Annotated in this window: 15 protein-coding genes and 1 pseudogene; 7 read left to right on the top strand and 9 right to left on the bottom strand. The window is 62.3% G+C overall.

The genetic code is table 11. The features are described from left to right. Nucleotides 1–283: 283 nt before the first annotated feature. The 3 genes from LB543_RS30250 to LB543_RS30240 all read left to right on the top strand — a co-directional run bounded on the left by LB543_RS30250 (nt 284) and on the right by LB543_RS30240 (nt 3,098). Nucleotides 284–1,396, top strand: coding sequence for a LacI family DNA-binding transcriptional regulator (locus LB543_RS30250; protein ID WP_224616754.1), 1,113 nt, complete (start codon nt 284–286; stop codon nt 1,394–1,396). A gap of 182 nt (nt 1,397–1,578) precedes the next feature. Continuing rightward, on the top strand, nt 1,579–2,094 hold the full coding sequence (locus LB543_RS30245; RefSeq protein WP_224616752.1) for a hypothetical protein: 516 nt from the start codon (nt 1,579–1,581) through the stop codon (nt 2,092–2,094). A 203-nt stretch (nt 2,095–2,297) separates the two neighbouring features. Next, nucleotides 2,298–3,098 (top strand): class I SAM-dependent methyltransferase, encoded by an 801-nt coding sequence (locus LB543_RS30240; protein WP_140812285.1) that lies wholly within the window; start codon nt 2,298–2,300, stop codon nt 3,096–3,098. 35 nt (nt 3,099–3,133) lie between these two features. On the opposite strand, the gene LB543_RS30235 is transcribed toward LB543_RS30240, so the two are convergent. The 3 genes from LB543_RS30235 to LB543_RS30225 all read right to left on the bottom strand — a co-directional run bounded on the left by LB543_RS30235 (nt 3,134) and on the right by LB543_RS30225 (nt 4,854). After that, nucleotides 3,134–3,619: an SRPBCC family protein gene (locus tag LB543_RS30235; protein WP_140812286.1), complete on the bottom strand. Its 486-nt coding sequence runs from the start codon at nt 3,617–3,619 to the stop codon at nt 3,134–3,136. 2 nt (nt 3,620–3,621) lie between these two features. Beyond that, complete coding sequence (locus tag LB543_RS30230) at nt 3,622–3,933, bottom strand: ArsR/SmtB family transcription factor (protein ID WP_015314540.1); 312 nt, start codon at nt 3,931–3,933, stop codon at nt 3,622–3,624. Nucleotides 3,934–4,095: 162 nt separating this feature from the next. Next, nucleotides 4,096–4,854, bottom strand: a complete 759-nt coding sequence (locus LB543_RS30225; RefSeq protein ID WP_224616751.1) for an SDR family NAD(P)-dependent oxidoreductase — start codon at nt 4,852–4,854, stop codon at nt 4,096–4,098. A gap of 85 nt (nt 4,855–4,939) precedes the next feature. On the opposite strand from LB543_RS30225, the pseudogene LB543_RS30220 reads away from it, so the two are divergent. Continuing rightward, nucleotides 4,940–5,116: pseudogene (locus LB543_RS30220) on the top strand (DUF3788 family protein); the annotation flags it as partial. Nucleotides 5,117–5,196: 80 nt separating this feature from the next. Next, the gene (locus tag LB543_RS30215; protein WP_224616749.1) at nt 5,197–6,114 is read left to right on the top strand and encodes an NADP-dependent oxidoreductase; all 918 of its coding nucleotides are present in this window, start codon (nt 5,197–5,199) and stop codon (nt 6,112–6,114) included. Nucleotides 6,115–6,150: 36 nt separating this feature from the next. On the opposite strand, the gene LB543_RS30210 is transcribed toward LB543_RS30215, so the two are convergent. After that, a complete protein-coding gene (locus tag LB543_RS30210; RefSeq protein WP_224616747.1) occupies nt 6,151–8,619 on the bottom strand; it encodes an EAL domain-containing protein in 2,469 nt (822 codons plus the stop codon). Between the two features lie 469 nt (nt 8,620–9,088). After that, a complete protein-coding gene (locus LB543_RS30205) occupies nt 9,089–9,967 on the bottom strand; it encodes a LysR substrate-binding domain-containing protein (RefSeq protein WP_263498879.1) in 879 nt (292 codons plus the stop codon). A gap of 134 nt (nt 9,968–10,101) precedes the next feature. Between LB543_RS30205 and LB543_RS30200 the strand changes: the two genes are divergently transcribed. Both LB543_RS30200 and LB543_RS30195 read left to right on the top strand, forming a co-directional pair. Continuing rightward, nucleotides 10,102–11,496, top strand: a complete 1,395-nt coding sequence (locus LB543_RS30200) for an FAD-binding oxidoreductase (RefSeq protein WP_224616743.1) — start codon at nt 10,102–10,104, stop codon at nt 11,494–11,496. A gap of 21 nt (nt 11,497–11,517) precedes the next feature. After that, complete coding sequence (locus LB543_RS30195; protein ID WP_224616741.1) at nt 11,518–12,702, top strand: CynX/NimT family MFS transporter; 1,185 nt, start codon at nt 11,518–11,520, stop codon at nt 12,700–12,702. A 487-nt stretch (nt 12,703–13,189) separates the two neighbouring features. On the opposite strand, the gene LB543_RS30190 is transcribed toward LB543_RS30195, so the two are convergent. From LB543_RS30190 to LB543_RS30175, 4 genes are read right to left on the bottom strand one after another with little or no spacing between them, the layout of a single operon-like run. Beyond that, a complete protein-coding gene (locus tag LB543_RS30190; protein ID WP_140758771.1) occupies nt 13,190–13,528 on the bottom strand; it encodes a DUF190 domain-containing protein in 339 nt (112 codons plus the stop codon). 2 nt (nt 13,529–13,530) lie between these two features. Further along, a complete protein-coding gene (locus LB543_RS30185) occupies nt 13,531–14,031 on the bottom strand; it encodes a CrcB family protein (RefSeq protein ID WP_140758770.1) in 501 nt (166 codons plus the stop codon). Beyond that, nucleotides 14,028–14,435, bottom strand: coding sequence for a fluoride efflux transporter CrcB (gene crcB, locus LB543_RS30180; protein WP_224616740.1), 408 nt, complete (start codon nt 14,433–14,435; stop codon nt 14,028–14,030). The genes LB543_RS30185 and crcB overlap by 4 nt, the downstream gene beginning before the upstream one ends. Nucleotides 14,436–14,447: 12 nt before the next feature. Next, nucleotides 14,448–14,741: a hypothetical protein gene (locus LB543_RS30175; RefSeq protein WP_224616738.1), complete on the bottom strand. Its 294-nt coding sequence runs from the start codon at nt 14,739–14,741 to the stop codon at nt 14,448–14,450. Between the last annotated feature and the right edge of the window lie 411 nt (nt 14,742–15,152).

Below are 15,152 nucleotides of genomic sequence, written 5' to 3'. Positions count from 1 at the left end.
AGCGCATTTTTGTATTAGTAAATACTATTAGCACGGGATTGGCGTGGCAGTGCGAGGAGGCCATCTCCAGACAGATTTGCCGGATGCTGTGATCCCCGCACATCAAGCTGGAGCCCTACGATCTCGGTATTTTTCGAGGCCAGAGCCTGCACGAGCGATGGACCGCAAGTATGATAATAGTTATAAACGAAGTCGATGCGCCCGTGAATCGGCAGCGTCACGCCATCTTGCCGGCCCGGCAGGCCGTCGCTAGACAGGCTGGGGATCGGGGGACATCTGCTGCATGAGCGAGACGACGGATCCGGTCACCGCAACCGCGAAGCGCCGCAAGGCGGCGGCAAAGCCCAAGGGCCGCGTCACCATGACCGACATTGCGCGTGCCGCCGGCTGCTCGCAGGCGACGGTTTCCTTCGTGCTCAACAATTCGCCGGGGATTCGCCTGTCGCAGCAGACCCGCGAGCGGGTGATCGAGGCGGCGCGGGCGCTCGGCTACAGCGCCCCTGCCTTCTCGGCGCTGAACAAGCCCGCTACCGCTTTCGAGGGGACCTTCGATGGACTTGACGGCGTGATCGGCTTCGCCGTCGACCAGCTGGCCACCAGCCCGGAAGCCGTCGTCGCCATCGAGGGCGCGCGCCAGGCCTCGTGGAATGCCGGCAACGTGCTTTTGGTGGCGCAGACCATGGGCGACGCCGTGATGGAGCCGCGCGCCATCGCAGCCCTGACCAAGCGCGGCATCTCGGCGCTGATCTACATGACCATCTTCACCCGCGAGATCACGGCGCCCGACTTCCTCTACGGCCTCGACATCCCCGTGATCCTGCTCAACTGCTACACATCGGATTATGCCTTCCCGGCCGTGGTGCCGTCCGAGATCGCCGGCGGCCAGAGCTCGACGCGGCACCTGATCAGCCACGGCCACCGCCGCATCGCCACCATCACGGGCGAACCCTGGATGCAGGCCGCGCAGGACCGCCTGAAAGGCTACCGCCGCGCGCTCGCCACCGCCGACATCCCGTTCGACCCCGAACTGGTGGTCGAGGGCGACTGGTCGGCCAGCGCCGGCTACGCCGCGACCGTCAAGCTGCTGGCCCTGAAGGACCGCCCCACCGCCATCTTCTGCCAGAACGACCGCACCGCGATCGGCTGCTACGAAGCGCTGAAGGAAGCCGGCCTGCACATTCCCGCCGACATTTCCGTCGTCGGCTACGACGACGAGGAAATCGCCCGGCATCTGTTCCCGCCGCTGACCACCTCGATCCTGCCGCATATGGCCATGGGCCAATGGGCGATCGAGCAACTGGAAGCGCCCGCGGTGGCGGGGCGGGGGCGCTATCCCATTACGAAGCTGGAATGCCCGCTGGTGGAGCGGGAGAGCGTGGGGCGGGTGGGGGGCTGAGGCAGCATCGTTGTTTCAGCCGGCCAATAGGCCGCCATCCCTCACGCCATGTCATTCCAGTATGCGGCTGGGCAATTGTCGTTCATACTTGCGGCATGACGGGTCCAGGCTTGCGCTGTGTGCAGGTGTGTGCGGCTTTGCTGGCCGCAAGCTGCCCGCGCGCCGAGGCGGACGGGACCAGGATGGTCCAAGCCGGCGCCTACTCGTTCTCCGACGAACTCGGCGGTTTCAGGATCCTCTCGGCCAGGGGCGCCGGAACGCGCGCTGATCCGATCGTGGTCACCGAGGAACTGGAGACGGCGGACCCGGTTACGCTGACCATACGGGCCGCCAGGCAGATCCAGCCGTTCGGAACCTCCGGCGACTACACGACCGGCTTCCTGCCGCTGAAGATCGTCGCCCTCAACAACAGCGGTGACGCCTGGATCGAATTCGAATTCGAGCTGCAGTCGATCATGAACAGGCCGAGCGATTATGGCGACGGGCTGTCATTCGACCAGGCTGAGCGCGAGCACGGCATGATCAAGTCCGACAGCTTCGCCGAATTCAAACGCGATTTCGAGCCCTATGACAGGCTGCTGTTCCGCAAAGGCAAGGTAGATCCGCTCGAGACCGCCTCGTTTTCGTTCCTGGTGACGGATTTCTCGCCGAAGGACCGGTTTTACCTGGTGGAGGAGCCGCATATTCCTTCGTCTTGAGGGCGCTATCCAATCGCCAAGCTGGAATGGCCGCTGGTGGAAAGGAAAGTGTGGCGACGTTCAAGGGGCGTCTCATAAAGACCGGCAAAACTGCCGGCCGGCCTTTTTGACCCGCCCTGGATGCAGGCATCCACCGTGCTCCCGCGTCTTGGCTTCATCCTGATTGAGGTCTAGCCTGCGCCGCCAGCCAAGGGGAGGGGCATATGACATCGAGTTTCACCGTTCATGACGCGTCCGGCTATGAGCAACTCATGGGCCGCTGGAGCCGAAAGCTCGCGCCCAGCTTCATCGGCTTCGCCGGTCTTGCCCCTGGCGAAAAAATCCTCGACGTCGGCTGCGGTACCGGCAGCCTGACGTTCGAGCTGGCGAAATCCGCCGAACTCGCGGCGATCGCGGCAATCGACTTTTCACCTGTTTTCGTCGAGGCGGCAAGGCGGCGCAACACCGATCCGCGCATCGAAATCAAGCAAGCGGACGCCACCGCCTTGCCGTTCGCGGACAATGCGTTCGACCGCGCGCTGGCGCTGCTGGTGCTTCACTTCGTGCCGGAATCCGGCAAGGCGGTTGCCGAAATGCGTCGCGTTACGCGGGCGGGCGGCGTGGTCGCGGCCGTGGTGTGGGACCATCTCGGCGGCATGGCGGGCATGCGCATGATGATCGACACGGTTGCCGCGCTCGGCGAAGGCGGGCGCCAACTGCGCAGCCGCTATTGCTTCCAGCCGATGATGCAGCCCGGTGAAATGAAGCGGACCTTCATCGAGCAGGGGCTGGCCGACGTGACCGAGACCGAGCTGATGATCCGCATGGACTACCAGGACTTCGCCGACTATTGGGCGCCGATAGCAGCCGGCGAGGGTCCGCTCGGCAAATACATGATCACGCTGGAGGCAACCGAGCGCGAGCGCACCGAGGCTGCCGTCCGCGATGCCTATCAGGCCGGGCGACCGGACGGGCCGAGATCGTTCGCCAATGTCGCCTGGGCGTGCAGGGGCGTGGTGCCCTGACCGCCTATCCGGCGAAGCGCCTCTAAAAGTCGCGGTCAGGCCTGCCGTGCAACCAGCTCGACATAGCGCTGCAGATAGAGCGGCCAGCCCTGATCGCCGGCGACGGCATCGCGGACGCCTTCCCAGCCCTGGCCATGGCGCTCCAGCTTGCGGTGCTCGATCTCGACGCGGGTGCGCTCAGCCGTTTCGGCGGTGAACCGCACCTCCCACTCGCTGGTCCTGGCCAGGTCGGTCTCGATGCGCCATTGCGGGCTGATGTCCCAGCTCAGGAGCACGCGGTTGGGCGGCTCATAGGCCAGCACGCGCGCCCAGCGGCACTCGCTGCCATCGACGCCGCGGTCATAGACGTGGCCGCCGACCCGAGGCTCGAACACCGTCTCGGCGATCTCGGCTACAAGCAAATTGTGCTCGGGCGGTTTGAAGCTGCCGAAATCCTCGGTGAAAACCTTGAAGGCGCGCTCGATCGGCGCCTCGACCACGACGGACTGTTTTACCGACGCGATGGGGATCTGGGTGTTCATGGTCACTCCTCTGGTGGGGTCTCGACGGCCAGCTTGTAGGCCGCGAGCGTCTTGCTCCAGAACCGGTCGAGCCAGGCGCGCATCTGGCCAAGCCCGTGCGGATCGATGTGGTAGACGTTGCTGGCGCCCTTCGGCTCCGCGCGCACCAGCCGCGAATCGCGAAGCACCTTGAGATGCTGCGACACCGCGGACTGCGACACGCTGACCTGCCGCGTGACCTCCGCCACCGAGCGCGGACGCTCCGCGATCAGCTCGAAAATTTGCCTTCGGGTCGGATCGCCCAGGGCGGCAAGCTGTGCGCTATCAACAGTCATTACTTATGATTAGTGCAGACTGATGATTTAGTCAAGCGGGAAGGTGCCTGGCGGGTCCAGACTGGCCGCGCGGAAATTTAACCGAGAGAGATCACGGTTCATTCCGGGTGGAAGGAATTACGTCTGAGGGTCGAAATCCATCCAGGCATAAGGCCGCGAGGTCTATCCCTTGCGTTCCTCGAGGCTGTTGCCGCCGTCCACCACCAGCAAGGCGCCGTTGATGTAACTGGCGCTCTCGGAGGCCAGGAACACGACCGCCGCCGCGACCTCATCCGGACGCCCGGCGCGGCCCGGCGGCGCATGCCGGGCCGCTATCCGCTCCGCCTCGCTCGACGCCCCTGTCTCGATCCAGCCAGGCGCCACGGCGTTGGCGGTGACGCCGTGCCGCGCCATTTCCAGCGCCAATGTCCGGGTCAGGCCGACCATCCCGGCCTTCGCCGCGGAATAGGCGGCGGTGCCCTGGTAGGAGACCAGCGGCCCGGTCACCGATGCGACATTGACGATGCGCCCATACCCCGTTTCGACCATCGCCGGCAGAAACGCCCTGGTGACGAGAAACGCCGTCTTCAAGCTGGTCTCGATGCCCTGGTCCCACTCGGCCTCGCTCATCGCCAGGAACGTCTTGTCGACGGACGGCGAGGCCAGCGATCCCATGCCGGCATTGTTGACCAGGATATCGACAGCGCCGACCTCGGCCCGCAGCCGCTCCACCTCCGCGGCAATGGTGAGATCGGCGACCGCGGCCGTGGCATCGATGCCCTCGCCGCGAAGCTCGAGGGCGCGCTCCAGTACCCGCGCGCTGGCGCCGGTCAGGAAAACCGCATGCCCAGCCTGGCCAAACCGGCGCGCAATGGCAAAGCCGATGCCGTCGGCCGCGCCGGCGCCGGTGATCAGGGCGCGCCTGGTGGTGGTTGTGGTCAAGTCAGGCTCCAAAAACAGTTCGGGTCAAAGTGTTACCCGGTACAAACCGTAACCCATGTGTCCGGAACGGATCCATGGAACTTGGCAATTGGTCGAACTCTACGATGAAACAAAAACATACATCGACGGAAAATGGCTGACGATTGCCATCTCGTCGGCAGATGATCCGCATGATGTGATGGAGCTTATGGCTATGAAGCGCCCGCCAGATGTCTCGTCGGCATCAACATCAAGGTCGTCGCGGAAGGCGTCGAGCCGATAGCCAAAGGCGTGAGAGATCGAAAAGACCTTGCACCCCTGCAATTTATCTCGAACCAACAAATCACCGAGGAGACAATTCCCATGAAAGCGATCGTCGTGACGGACCAGGCCGCGGGAACGGCCGGAATGAAGCTGGTGGAGCGGCCCCAGCCACAGGCAGCGATAAACGACGTCGTCGTACAGGTTCATGCGGCGGGCTTCGTCAACACCGAACTGGAGTGGCCTTCGACCTGGGCAGATCGGGCCTTCCGTGACCGGACGCCATCGATCCTCGGCCATGAATTGGCCGGTGTGGTCTCCGCGCTTGGCTACGGCACCACGGGGCTGTCAATCGGTCAACGGGTGTTCGGCCTGTCGGACTGGCATCGCGACGGCACACTTGCTGAGTACGTCGCCATGGAAGCACGCAATCTCGCGCCACTGCCCGGCGATGTCGACTTCGCGGTGGGCGCGAGTCTGCCGATCTCGGGCCTGACCGCATGGCAGGGTCTGTTTCAGCATGGCCGCCTTCGGGCAGGACAGAGCGTGCTTGCGCATGGCGCGGCCGGCGCCGTCGGTTCGGTCGTGACGCAGCTTGCGCGGGAAGCCGGCGCCTATGTCATCGGCACCGGCCGCGCCGCCGACCGTCAGAAGGCGCTCGACTTCGGTGCAAATGAATTCGTCGACCTCGGGAACGACTCCCTGGAGGACGTCGGCAGCATCGATCTGGTGTTCGATGTCATCGGCGGGGACATCCAGAAGCGGTCCGCAACTCTGATCCGGGCCGGAGGAACGCTCGTGACAGTCGTCGGACCAACGGATGTTCGACCCGCGGATGGCCTGGCGATCGACTTCGTCGTCGAGGCTGATCACGCGCAACTATCCGAGATAGTTCAGCGGGTCCGGGACGGAAGACTGCGGACGAACATCGGCAAGGTCTCGAGCCTCGATGATGCTGTCGCCACGTTCAATTCGACTGAGCGGCGCGCGGGGAAAACGATCATCCGCGTCCGCCCGTGAGGATTCGGCGAGAGAAGGGGTTCCCTCTCGCCTCGATTACCGTCTGCGGCGAGGGCGCGCGCTGCCCGCCAGCGCTGCGGGTCTGCCGACCTCATTCGCGTATGCCTCAATTGGATAGGGGCGTCCGATCAGGTAGCCTTGCAGAGCATTGCAGCCCTCTTCGCTAAGAAAGCTCAACTGCTCCAATGTCTCGACGCCCTCCGCGATGATATGCATCGACAGGCCTCGTCCCAACCCCACGATCGCACGAATTATGGCGGCCGATTGCGGGTTCTTCTCGATCATCCAGACGAAGGACTTGTCGATCTTGATCTTGTCGAAGGGGAAAGACTGAAGATAGGAAAGCGACGAATAGCCGGTTCCGAAGTCGTCCAGGGCGATCTTCACGCCGAGCGATTTCAGCCGCCTGAGGATCGAACTTGCCCGCGAGAAGTCGTCGAACAGCACACTCTCGGTTATTTCCAGCTCCAGCCGCTTTGGATCGAGTCCCGTCTCCAGCAGGACCGAATGCACCAGGCCAGGCAGATCGCCCTGGCGAAACTGCACGGGAGACAAATTGACGCCAACCTGAACGGGCTTGGTCCACGAAGCCGCCTCTCGGCATGCCTCCCGCAGCACCCATTCTCCAATGGGCACGATCAGTCCACTCTCTTCGGCCACCGGAATGAATTCGGCGGGTGGGATCATCCCTCGGTCCTTGTGGGACCACCGGATCAGAGCTTCGAACCCGACGATTTCGCCGGCCATGCCCGCCTGCGGCTGATAGTGCAGGAATAATTCGCCACCTGCCAGTGCGGATCGCAAGTCTTGTTCGAGAGCACGGCGTTCGCGCAGCTTGCGATCCATGTCGGCCTCGAATATCCGGAAGACACTACGGCCATCGGCTCTTGCGCGATCGAGCGCTGCCTGAGCATTGCTCAAAAGAGCTGTGACGTCGGTCGCATCGCCAGGGAAGAAGGCGATACCGATGCTGAGCCCAACCCGCAATGCGTGGCCTTCGACCTCGAAAACATCGGCGATCGTCGCCAGCAGGCGGTCGGCCAGCTCTACAGCGACCGCGGGATGCGGACCTTCGCTGACGATCACGGTGAACCCGTTGCCGCCTGTCCGCGCAGCGAAGTGCTTGCCCGCGGTTACGGCAAGGCGCTTCGCCACCTGGCCAAGCAGAGCGTCCGCCACCCCCGGTCCGTAGACGTCGTTGACTTCCTTGAAGCCGTCGAGGTCAAGACGCATGACGGCAAACGACTCGCGCCCGGAGGTCGCCCGCTCGAGCGTGAACTCGAGCTGCTCGACGAGTGCCGCTCGATTGGGAAGGTCGGTCAGCACGTCATGTGTGGCCATGTAGGCGATCCGCGCGGCATCTCGCCTGCGCTCGGTGATGTCTTCCGCGACCGTAAGCAGGTATTTCGACGTGCCATCCTGGCTGTCGACAGCCAGCCGTCGGGTTGCGAGGTCGCGCACGCCTTTGTGCCGCGTGGGGATCTTCTCTTCCGCGGCGATTTGCACGGAACCGGAGCGCAAAGCCTCCTGGTCGCGAATGAAGAAGGACTCGGCCTCCTCTGGCGAAAACAGCTCGGCGTCGGTCCTGCCGATCAGCTCCGCTCGAGGGATACCGAGCAGTTCCTCGCCCGCCCGGTTCATCAGGACGTAGCGGTGCTGTCCCGCCTCTTTGGCGAAGAGCATGACCGGAATGTTCTCGATGACTGTGTCCAGGAACTCCCTGGTGCGCCGAAGGTCGTCTTCCGCTCGCTTCCGCTCCGTCACGTCCATGACAGCGACCATGAAAGCCGCGCGGCCGTCATAGTCGATCGGCTTGGAATAGGCGAGGATGTCGATCAGGCTGCCGTCCGCCTTGATGTGACGCCAGCTGCGCCCGGTTTGGTAGGAGCCTTGGCCGGTGCCGACGATGCGATGGAACGCCTCGATATCTTCGCGAGGTCTGATGTCGAGGATCGACTTGGAGAGGAATTGCTCGCGTGTGTAGCCATAATGCTCGATGGCGGCCTGGTTGACGTCCAGAAAGCGCAGGCTTCCCAGGTCGAATACCCACATCGGCAGCGGATTCTCCTCGAACAGCAGCTGCAGCGAGGCTTGGTGCTGCTTCAGCTTGGTAATGTCCGTAATACTACCGACCACAAAACGGGCACCGGTCGGCAGCAACGCCCGCGCCTTGCGCGTCACAACTGTGCGGATCACACCTTGCGGCCCGCGGATGATCTCCTCGTTCTCGTTGATTTCGCCAGTTTCCAGCACCAGTTGATCAATGCGCCGGAACACATCCGCATGTTCCTTCGGTACGAAGTCGTAGTCCGTCTTGCCGATTAGCTCCTCGTGGGAACGCCCCATGAACTCGCACATGCCACGATTCAGAACAACGAAACGGGATTGTTGATCCTTGACGAATATTGGATGAGGGACCGCGTCGAGCACCAGGCGCACGGCGTTGGCATCGTCCTTGGAAAATGACTGGGCCAGCTGATCAACCGGGAATCTTGAACGCGACATTTCGTATCTCCGCGTTTTGCAAAGAATCCGGGCAAGAGTAATACCCTTATAATTCTTACCCATCTGTAACGATCCAAATGGCAACTTTGAACTAAAGCGAGAGTGCTGTCGGCCCTCCGTGCCCGCACACCGTCATCGAATACAAGTCAAAGACGCCGAGCATGAAGCCGGTATGGCCAATACCAGGTCGCGAAAATCCCCCACCGCGGATCCCTTGCGATGTCGGTGACGACGACAGGCTCGCGGGGTAGGCGGCCGTGCCGCAGGAGCCGACCTTGGGCCCTCCGACCATTGCGCTGCCACGCAGTCGGCTAGGATGGGTGAATATCGCAGATGTCGTGGGGCGTGGCCCCATTTCCGGCCGTTTCCTCCCCACGCCGGTCAAAAGGCAGGAAGAAGATCTGTTGGCCGTCTTCGCTGCCATGGTCCCAAGCCAAGCCTGGCGCGGCTCATCCCAGGTTCGACAGTCTCATGCGACGGTTCTTATCCACGCCAGGAACGACTCTATCACCGCGGATCTCGGACTGTGGGGCATCCACACGATATAAAAACTGTAGCCCGGCAAGGATAATTGATGCGCTCTGACGAGCGAGCCGTTTTCCAGTTCACGGCCGACCACGACGTCACTGCAGATCGCAATACCTTGTCCGGCAACAACCGCATCGATCGCATGCAGTTCCTCGCGGAAGCTCAAATCACAAGCCTTGTCCGGGATCAGGTCTGGATCGATCGAACGGGCTGTCGCCAGCCACCGGGGCCAGGTAGGAGCGTCCGGATCCCGGTTCATCCAGTCAAAATGGATCAACGGATAGCGCAGGAGATCAGCGGCACGCTCAATCGTTCGCCCGTCGCTCGCCAATAGTCGGGGACTGCAAATCGGAAAGAAGGAATCGCGACATATCTCCTGCGTGGCAAGCCCCAAAGGTGGGCGACGTGTGTAGCGGATCGCCACATCTGCGGCGCCGCCGCGTAGATCGAGTACTGCGTCCGTCCCGATGATATCCAGGGGTACGGCCGGGTTGGCCTCTCGCCATTTCGGCAACCGAGGGACCAGCCATCGACTCGCGAAAGCGTTTGGGCTTGTCACCCGCAATGGCGCTTGAAAATCCGGCTCGGCGACTGCGGCAAGGGAGCCGGAGAGAAGATCAAAGCCGTTGCGGAGGATAGGAAACAGTCGCGCTCCCGCGCTCGTCAGCACGAGCGGGCGCGGTCTGCGCTGGAACAGCTTGCGACCGCATATCTCTTCCAACAAGCGGACCTGGTGGCTGATCGCTGTCGGCGTCACGCCGAGTTCCGCCGCCGCGGCCTTGAAGCTGCCGTGCCGAGCGGCGGCCTCGAAGGCGTGCAAACCGCGGAGAGGCGGGCAGTTTCTCATGCCGGCAATGTAGATGAATTCCTCTCATCTGGCAGCTAAGAATTTCGCTTTTGCAGAAGGTTGCGTCTGTGTGAGACCATAGTCTTGCCAGAACCGAGGGCACACCGATGGAGATTCCACGACAGACCGACGCGCTATCGGGCCGATCCCATTCTCCGAGCGCGGCGATTGAACAGCTACGGCAAGGTTTACGGGGCGAACTGGTGTTGCCGACGGACGCTACCTACGACCAGGCGCGCGGGGTCTGGAACGGGACGATCGACAAACACCCTGCTGCAATTGTCTTTTGCGCCGATCCCGATGACGTCCTCCATGCGGTGACCCATGCCAGGTCACGAGGCTGTCTCGTGGCAGTTCGCAGCGGCGGCCACAACGTCGCCGGTCTGTCCGTCTGCGACGATGGGATGGTGATCGATCTATCCCGCATGAAGAAGATCGCAGTCGATCCCGAGCGTCGCATTGCCAGGGCCCAAGCTGGTCTGACTCTCGGCGAGTTCGACGCAGCCACGCAGGCCCACGGCCTTGCGACCACCATGGGCGTCAACAGCGACACTGGTATTGCCGGCCTTACGCTTGGTGGAGGCTTCGGCAAGCTCGGACGAAAGCATGGTCTGAGCTGCGATAATTTGATCGCGGCTGACATCGTCACGGCTGATGGACGGCTGCTGCGAACAAGCGCCAGCGAGCATCCCGAACTGTTCTGGGCCTTGCGGGGCGGCGGAGGCAATTTCGGTATAGTGACGGCGTTCGAATACCGGCTGCACCCGCTTGGCCCGACCCTTCTGGTGGGCTCGGTGCTCCATGCCTACAGTCATGCGCGCGAGGCGATGCGGTTTTACGACGAATTCTCCCGTGACGCCCCGGATGAGGTGAGCATCGATGCCGCGCTCGTCACACTGCCCTCGGGCGACCGTGCCTTCAGCATCTCGGCTTGCCATGTGGGGTCACCCGAAGCGGGCGAATCCGTCATCGCACCGCTGATGAAATTCGGATCCCCCATCGAAAGCCGCCTTCAAGCCGTTCCTTATCTTCAGATTCAATCGTCGGGCGATAGCCTCTTTCCACGCGGGCGACGCTACTACTGGAAAGCGCAGTTCATGCGCGAGATCGGCGATGGCGCGATCGAGGCCCTGCTCGACGCTTACGCGAGGGCTCCCAATCGCTCCTCCCTGCTGGTTTTCCAGCAGGTCGGCGGCGCGATCGCTCGCGTGCCCGCGTCGCACTCGCCCTACGCCAATCGCGATGCGGCCTTTGACTGCTTCCCGATCGCGATCTGGGACGATCCGGCCGATGACGAGGCAAATACCCGCTGGGCGCGTGACCTGTGGAACGCGGTCAAACCATTCTCAACCGGCGGTGTCTATGCCAACAATCTTGGTGATGAGGGTGACGAGCGCGTGCGGGCTGCTTACGGTGGGAATTATGCACGCCTCGCCGCGGTCAAGAAACAATACGACCCAACCAATTTCTTCCGGCTGAACCAGAATATCAGGCCCGAATAGTTCGGAACAACAGGGGGAACCGTGCGCAGCCGCTGGACGATCCTTGCGGTCCTGTTTGTCGCTCGCGCCGCAATGGCGTTTCAGTTTCAGAGCGTCGGCGCCGTCGCGCCTCTTATCAGCGATAGCGTCGGTGCGAGCCTGGCCGACATCGGCATTCTAATCGGCCTCTATCTTGCACCGGGAGTCGCATTGGCCCTGCCTGGCGCGACCATCGGCCAACGCCATGGCGACAAGGCGACCGTTCTCGTCGGCCTTCTGATGATGTTGACGGGTGAAATGCTGATGGCGGCATCGCCGTTCTGGAGCCTGCAGATCGGCGGCCGATTGATAAGCGGCACTGGCGGCGTTCTCCTGAATGTCCTGATGACCAAGATGGTCGCGGACTGGTTTGCCGGCAGGGAAATCGCAACCGCCATGGCCATCTACATCAACTCGTGGCCAACGGGCATCGCCATCGCTCTCATGATGCTGCCGACGATCGGACAGACATTCGGGGTGACCGCCGTGGGCATTGCCGTTTCGGTCCCGGTCATCGTCGGCATCGGCCTGATGACCTTCATCTATCGCCCCCCGGAGGTATCGCCCGCCGCTGGCGTCGAACGCTCGGGCATTTCGGCGGGGACAACCTGTGCCCTCATTGCCGCCGGCCTGATCTGGTGCCTCTATAATGTCGGCTTCGCAATGGTTTTCAGCTTCGGTCCGTCGATGCTCGTCGAGCGCGGGTGGTCCAACTCCGCGGCCGGATCGACGATCAGCGTCGTGCTTTGGCTGGCCACGCTTTCGGTCCCCCTGGGTGGTTTTCTGACCGATCGAACCAAGCGCGGCGGCGCGGTTCTCGCCACGGGCTGTGCAGGCTTTGCATTTCTGATCCTCCTTCTGTCGAGAAGCGGACCAGTGCTGGCCCTCATCATCGCCATGGGTATCGCAGGCGGCTTGCCCGCCGGCGCGATCATGAGCTTGCCGACACGCGTGCTCAATCAGAAGACACGCTCGATCGGGATGGGGGTGTTCTACACTGTCTACTATGCCGGTATGCTGGCTGGGCCGACGATCGGCGGCAGACTTGCAACCCGGGCCGGCACCTCGGCCGCCGCGCTCGATTTCGGCGCTGCCGCGCTCCTCCTTTGTCCTCTCCTCCTTTGGTCCTTCCACCGGATCAGCCGCCTCCCGCAGCCGATGGCGGTTCCATCCAGGCAAGGCGGCTAATGCATGTCGCCCGGAAGTGTCGTCGGTTCCGGGATAACGACATGCATAAAATCAGAAGCTTACAGCAGGTCGGGCGAATCCTATTCGCCGCGACATGCTGTAGTCGTGCTGGGATTGCCGCGCGCTCGATGACGGGGAACGACGGTTCCATGGTGTTCGTAAATCAGGACAATTTAGTGTCAATTGGCGCACCGCTCCGGGCGAAGATGAGAACTACGGCTACGCCATAGCCCCTCTAAAATGATGAATAAAATCGGTCATAACTATCTGAAATAACGCGATTATTGCTCGCTATCGCGCGATTCTGCGTGATAGCCACCCTACCACTGCCGATTGTCGCATCTCGGGCGCATCAGGCCTCTCGACCGAGCGGCGTCAGACGGGCATTCTTGTGCATGTTCATCCGGTCCTCCGAGGAATCACTGAAGTCTCGCAACCTCAGCTTCCTCGCCCTGGCCCGAATGGACAACCTATGGAAAGCTCACATTTAGGCGCCGCTTGATCCGTACTGCAACACCTGCACCTTTTCCAGCGTCACCAGTCCGCTCGACATGATGCCTTCGAGCACCGGCAGGAAAGCATTGATCTTCTCTTCGCTGTCCACGATCTCGACGACCAGGGGCAAGTCCTCCGATAACCTGAGGATTTTTGTAGTGTGTAGCCGGCTGGACTGACCGAAGCCCATTCCGCCGCGCAGCACGGTTGCGCCGGCAAGCTGCATCTCGCGAGCCTTCAGCACGATGGATTCGTAGAGCGGGTGGCCATCGTCACGATCATCCTCACCGATGAATATCCGCAGAAGCATAGCTTGGCGTGGTATCTGCATGATCATGTTCCTCCCAGGCGGTTGAGGCGTGAAGCAAGAGCGTGGCCGAGCCAGACGGATGCGAGCCAAGTGATGACGGAGATGCCGACATAAAGCCCTGCGAGCGTGAATCTACCGGCATGAAGCGACTGGAAGGCTTCCAGACTGAAGACCGAGAAGGTGGTGAAGCCGCCACAAATGCCGGTCATCACGAATTGACGCTGGTACATGCCCGCGAAGATTCGTCCGTCCGGCCCCGTGATCGCGGCGTAGAAGCCAATGACGAAGGAACCCACGATGTTGACGAACAGGGTACCCCATGGAAATCCCTGGCCGAACCAGCCGAGCGCGGCGAGCGAGGCAAGGGCGCGCAAGACGCTGCCGATGATCGAACCGAGCGAAACCACGGCATAAAGAAGCAGCCTTTCGCGCAACGAATGCCATCTGGCCCGCCCTCGTAGACCAGCCTTGGGCGTCGGCCGCGGTTCTTCTTCGTCGGAAAGCGCCTCCTTGAACTCGCTCATGCGGGGCCAATCCCAAGGCTGAAAGCGCCAACACCATAGCCAAGCGCCACCGCTGACAGGCAGAGAGCGAGGGAGAGCGCCACATTGCCACCTGCCTTGCGAAACTGGCCGTCGCGGGCCAGCGCCATGGTCTGGAGACTGAAGGAGGACACGGTTGTGTAGGCGCCGAGGAAGCCGGTGACGGCAAGCTGCCAGGCGGACGGCATCGGTAGAAAACCCTCGATGGTCGCGGCGGCTGCAATCAGGCCGATCATGAAAGCGCCGCTGACGTTGACGACCATCGTGCCCCAGGGAAAAGTTTCGCCGACGTGCCGGCCGACCAGCCCCGACACGAAATAGCGCGCCGGGCCGCCAAAGGCACTGCCGAGCGCCACCCACATCACTGCATGAAGAACGTCCTGCATCTTCCTGTCGACCTATCCCCGAGCCCGCTCGTCGTGGATGGACCCTCCTAGATCGACGCCATTGATGATCATGTGGATGCGGGCAAGTCCGAAGCCGGCAGCTTGCCAAATGACCGTGCCGAGAATGATGGGGCCCAGCAACACGAAAGCACCAGTACGCTCCGCCGCATCGACACCCGTCTGTTCGGCCAAAAAGTAGACGCCTGCGAACAGCGAAAGGATCAGCACCTGAGCGACGATCGTATAAAAGTCGGCCCACTTCTCGTGCAGCCTGATAATGCGGATTTTCTCCGTGTCCCCGTTCATGCCGTCCTCGCTTCAGCTCCTGGATGTCGGTTAGCGCTGTTATATTCCGCTTCTTCGAATATTCTATGGTAGAGATCTTCGCCGGAGCTTGTTTGAAGCGGAACGCCTTCGTGTGGTTTGAAAGTCCGCGTTCCGTCTCCCTGCCTTTCGGCACGCAGGAACGTTGCGTTCGGCAGGTTCCGTTCACGGAGGTTGTGGGCGAACTCGAAGAGATGCGTGACGAAGAATGCCTCGATCCCGCTCTCGGTCAGGGCCTCGACGACAACGAGCCGATTTGCGACGGTTGGCTCCGGAATGGTGGGCATACGTCAGCACCATGCCCAATAGCGCCCATACCGCAGGGCTGCGAATCCAGGTTAACGGGGAAGTTGACCGAGGATTGAGGCGAGGTAGTCGGGGCTCCATCCGGCC

Origin of the sequence: Mesorhizobium sp. ESP7-2, assembly GCF_020164715.1 — a bacterium.
Lineage (GTDB): Bacteria > Pseudomonadota > Alphaproteobacteria > Rhizobiales > Rhizobiaceae > Mesorhizobium.
This window is presented reverse-complemented; position numbering and strand designations above follow the sequence as displayed.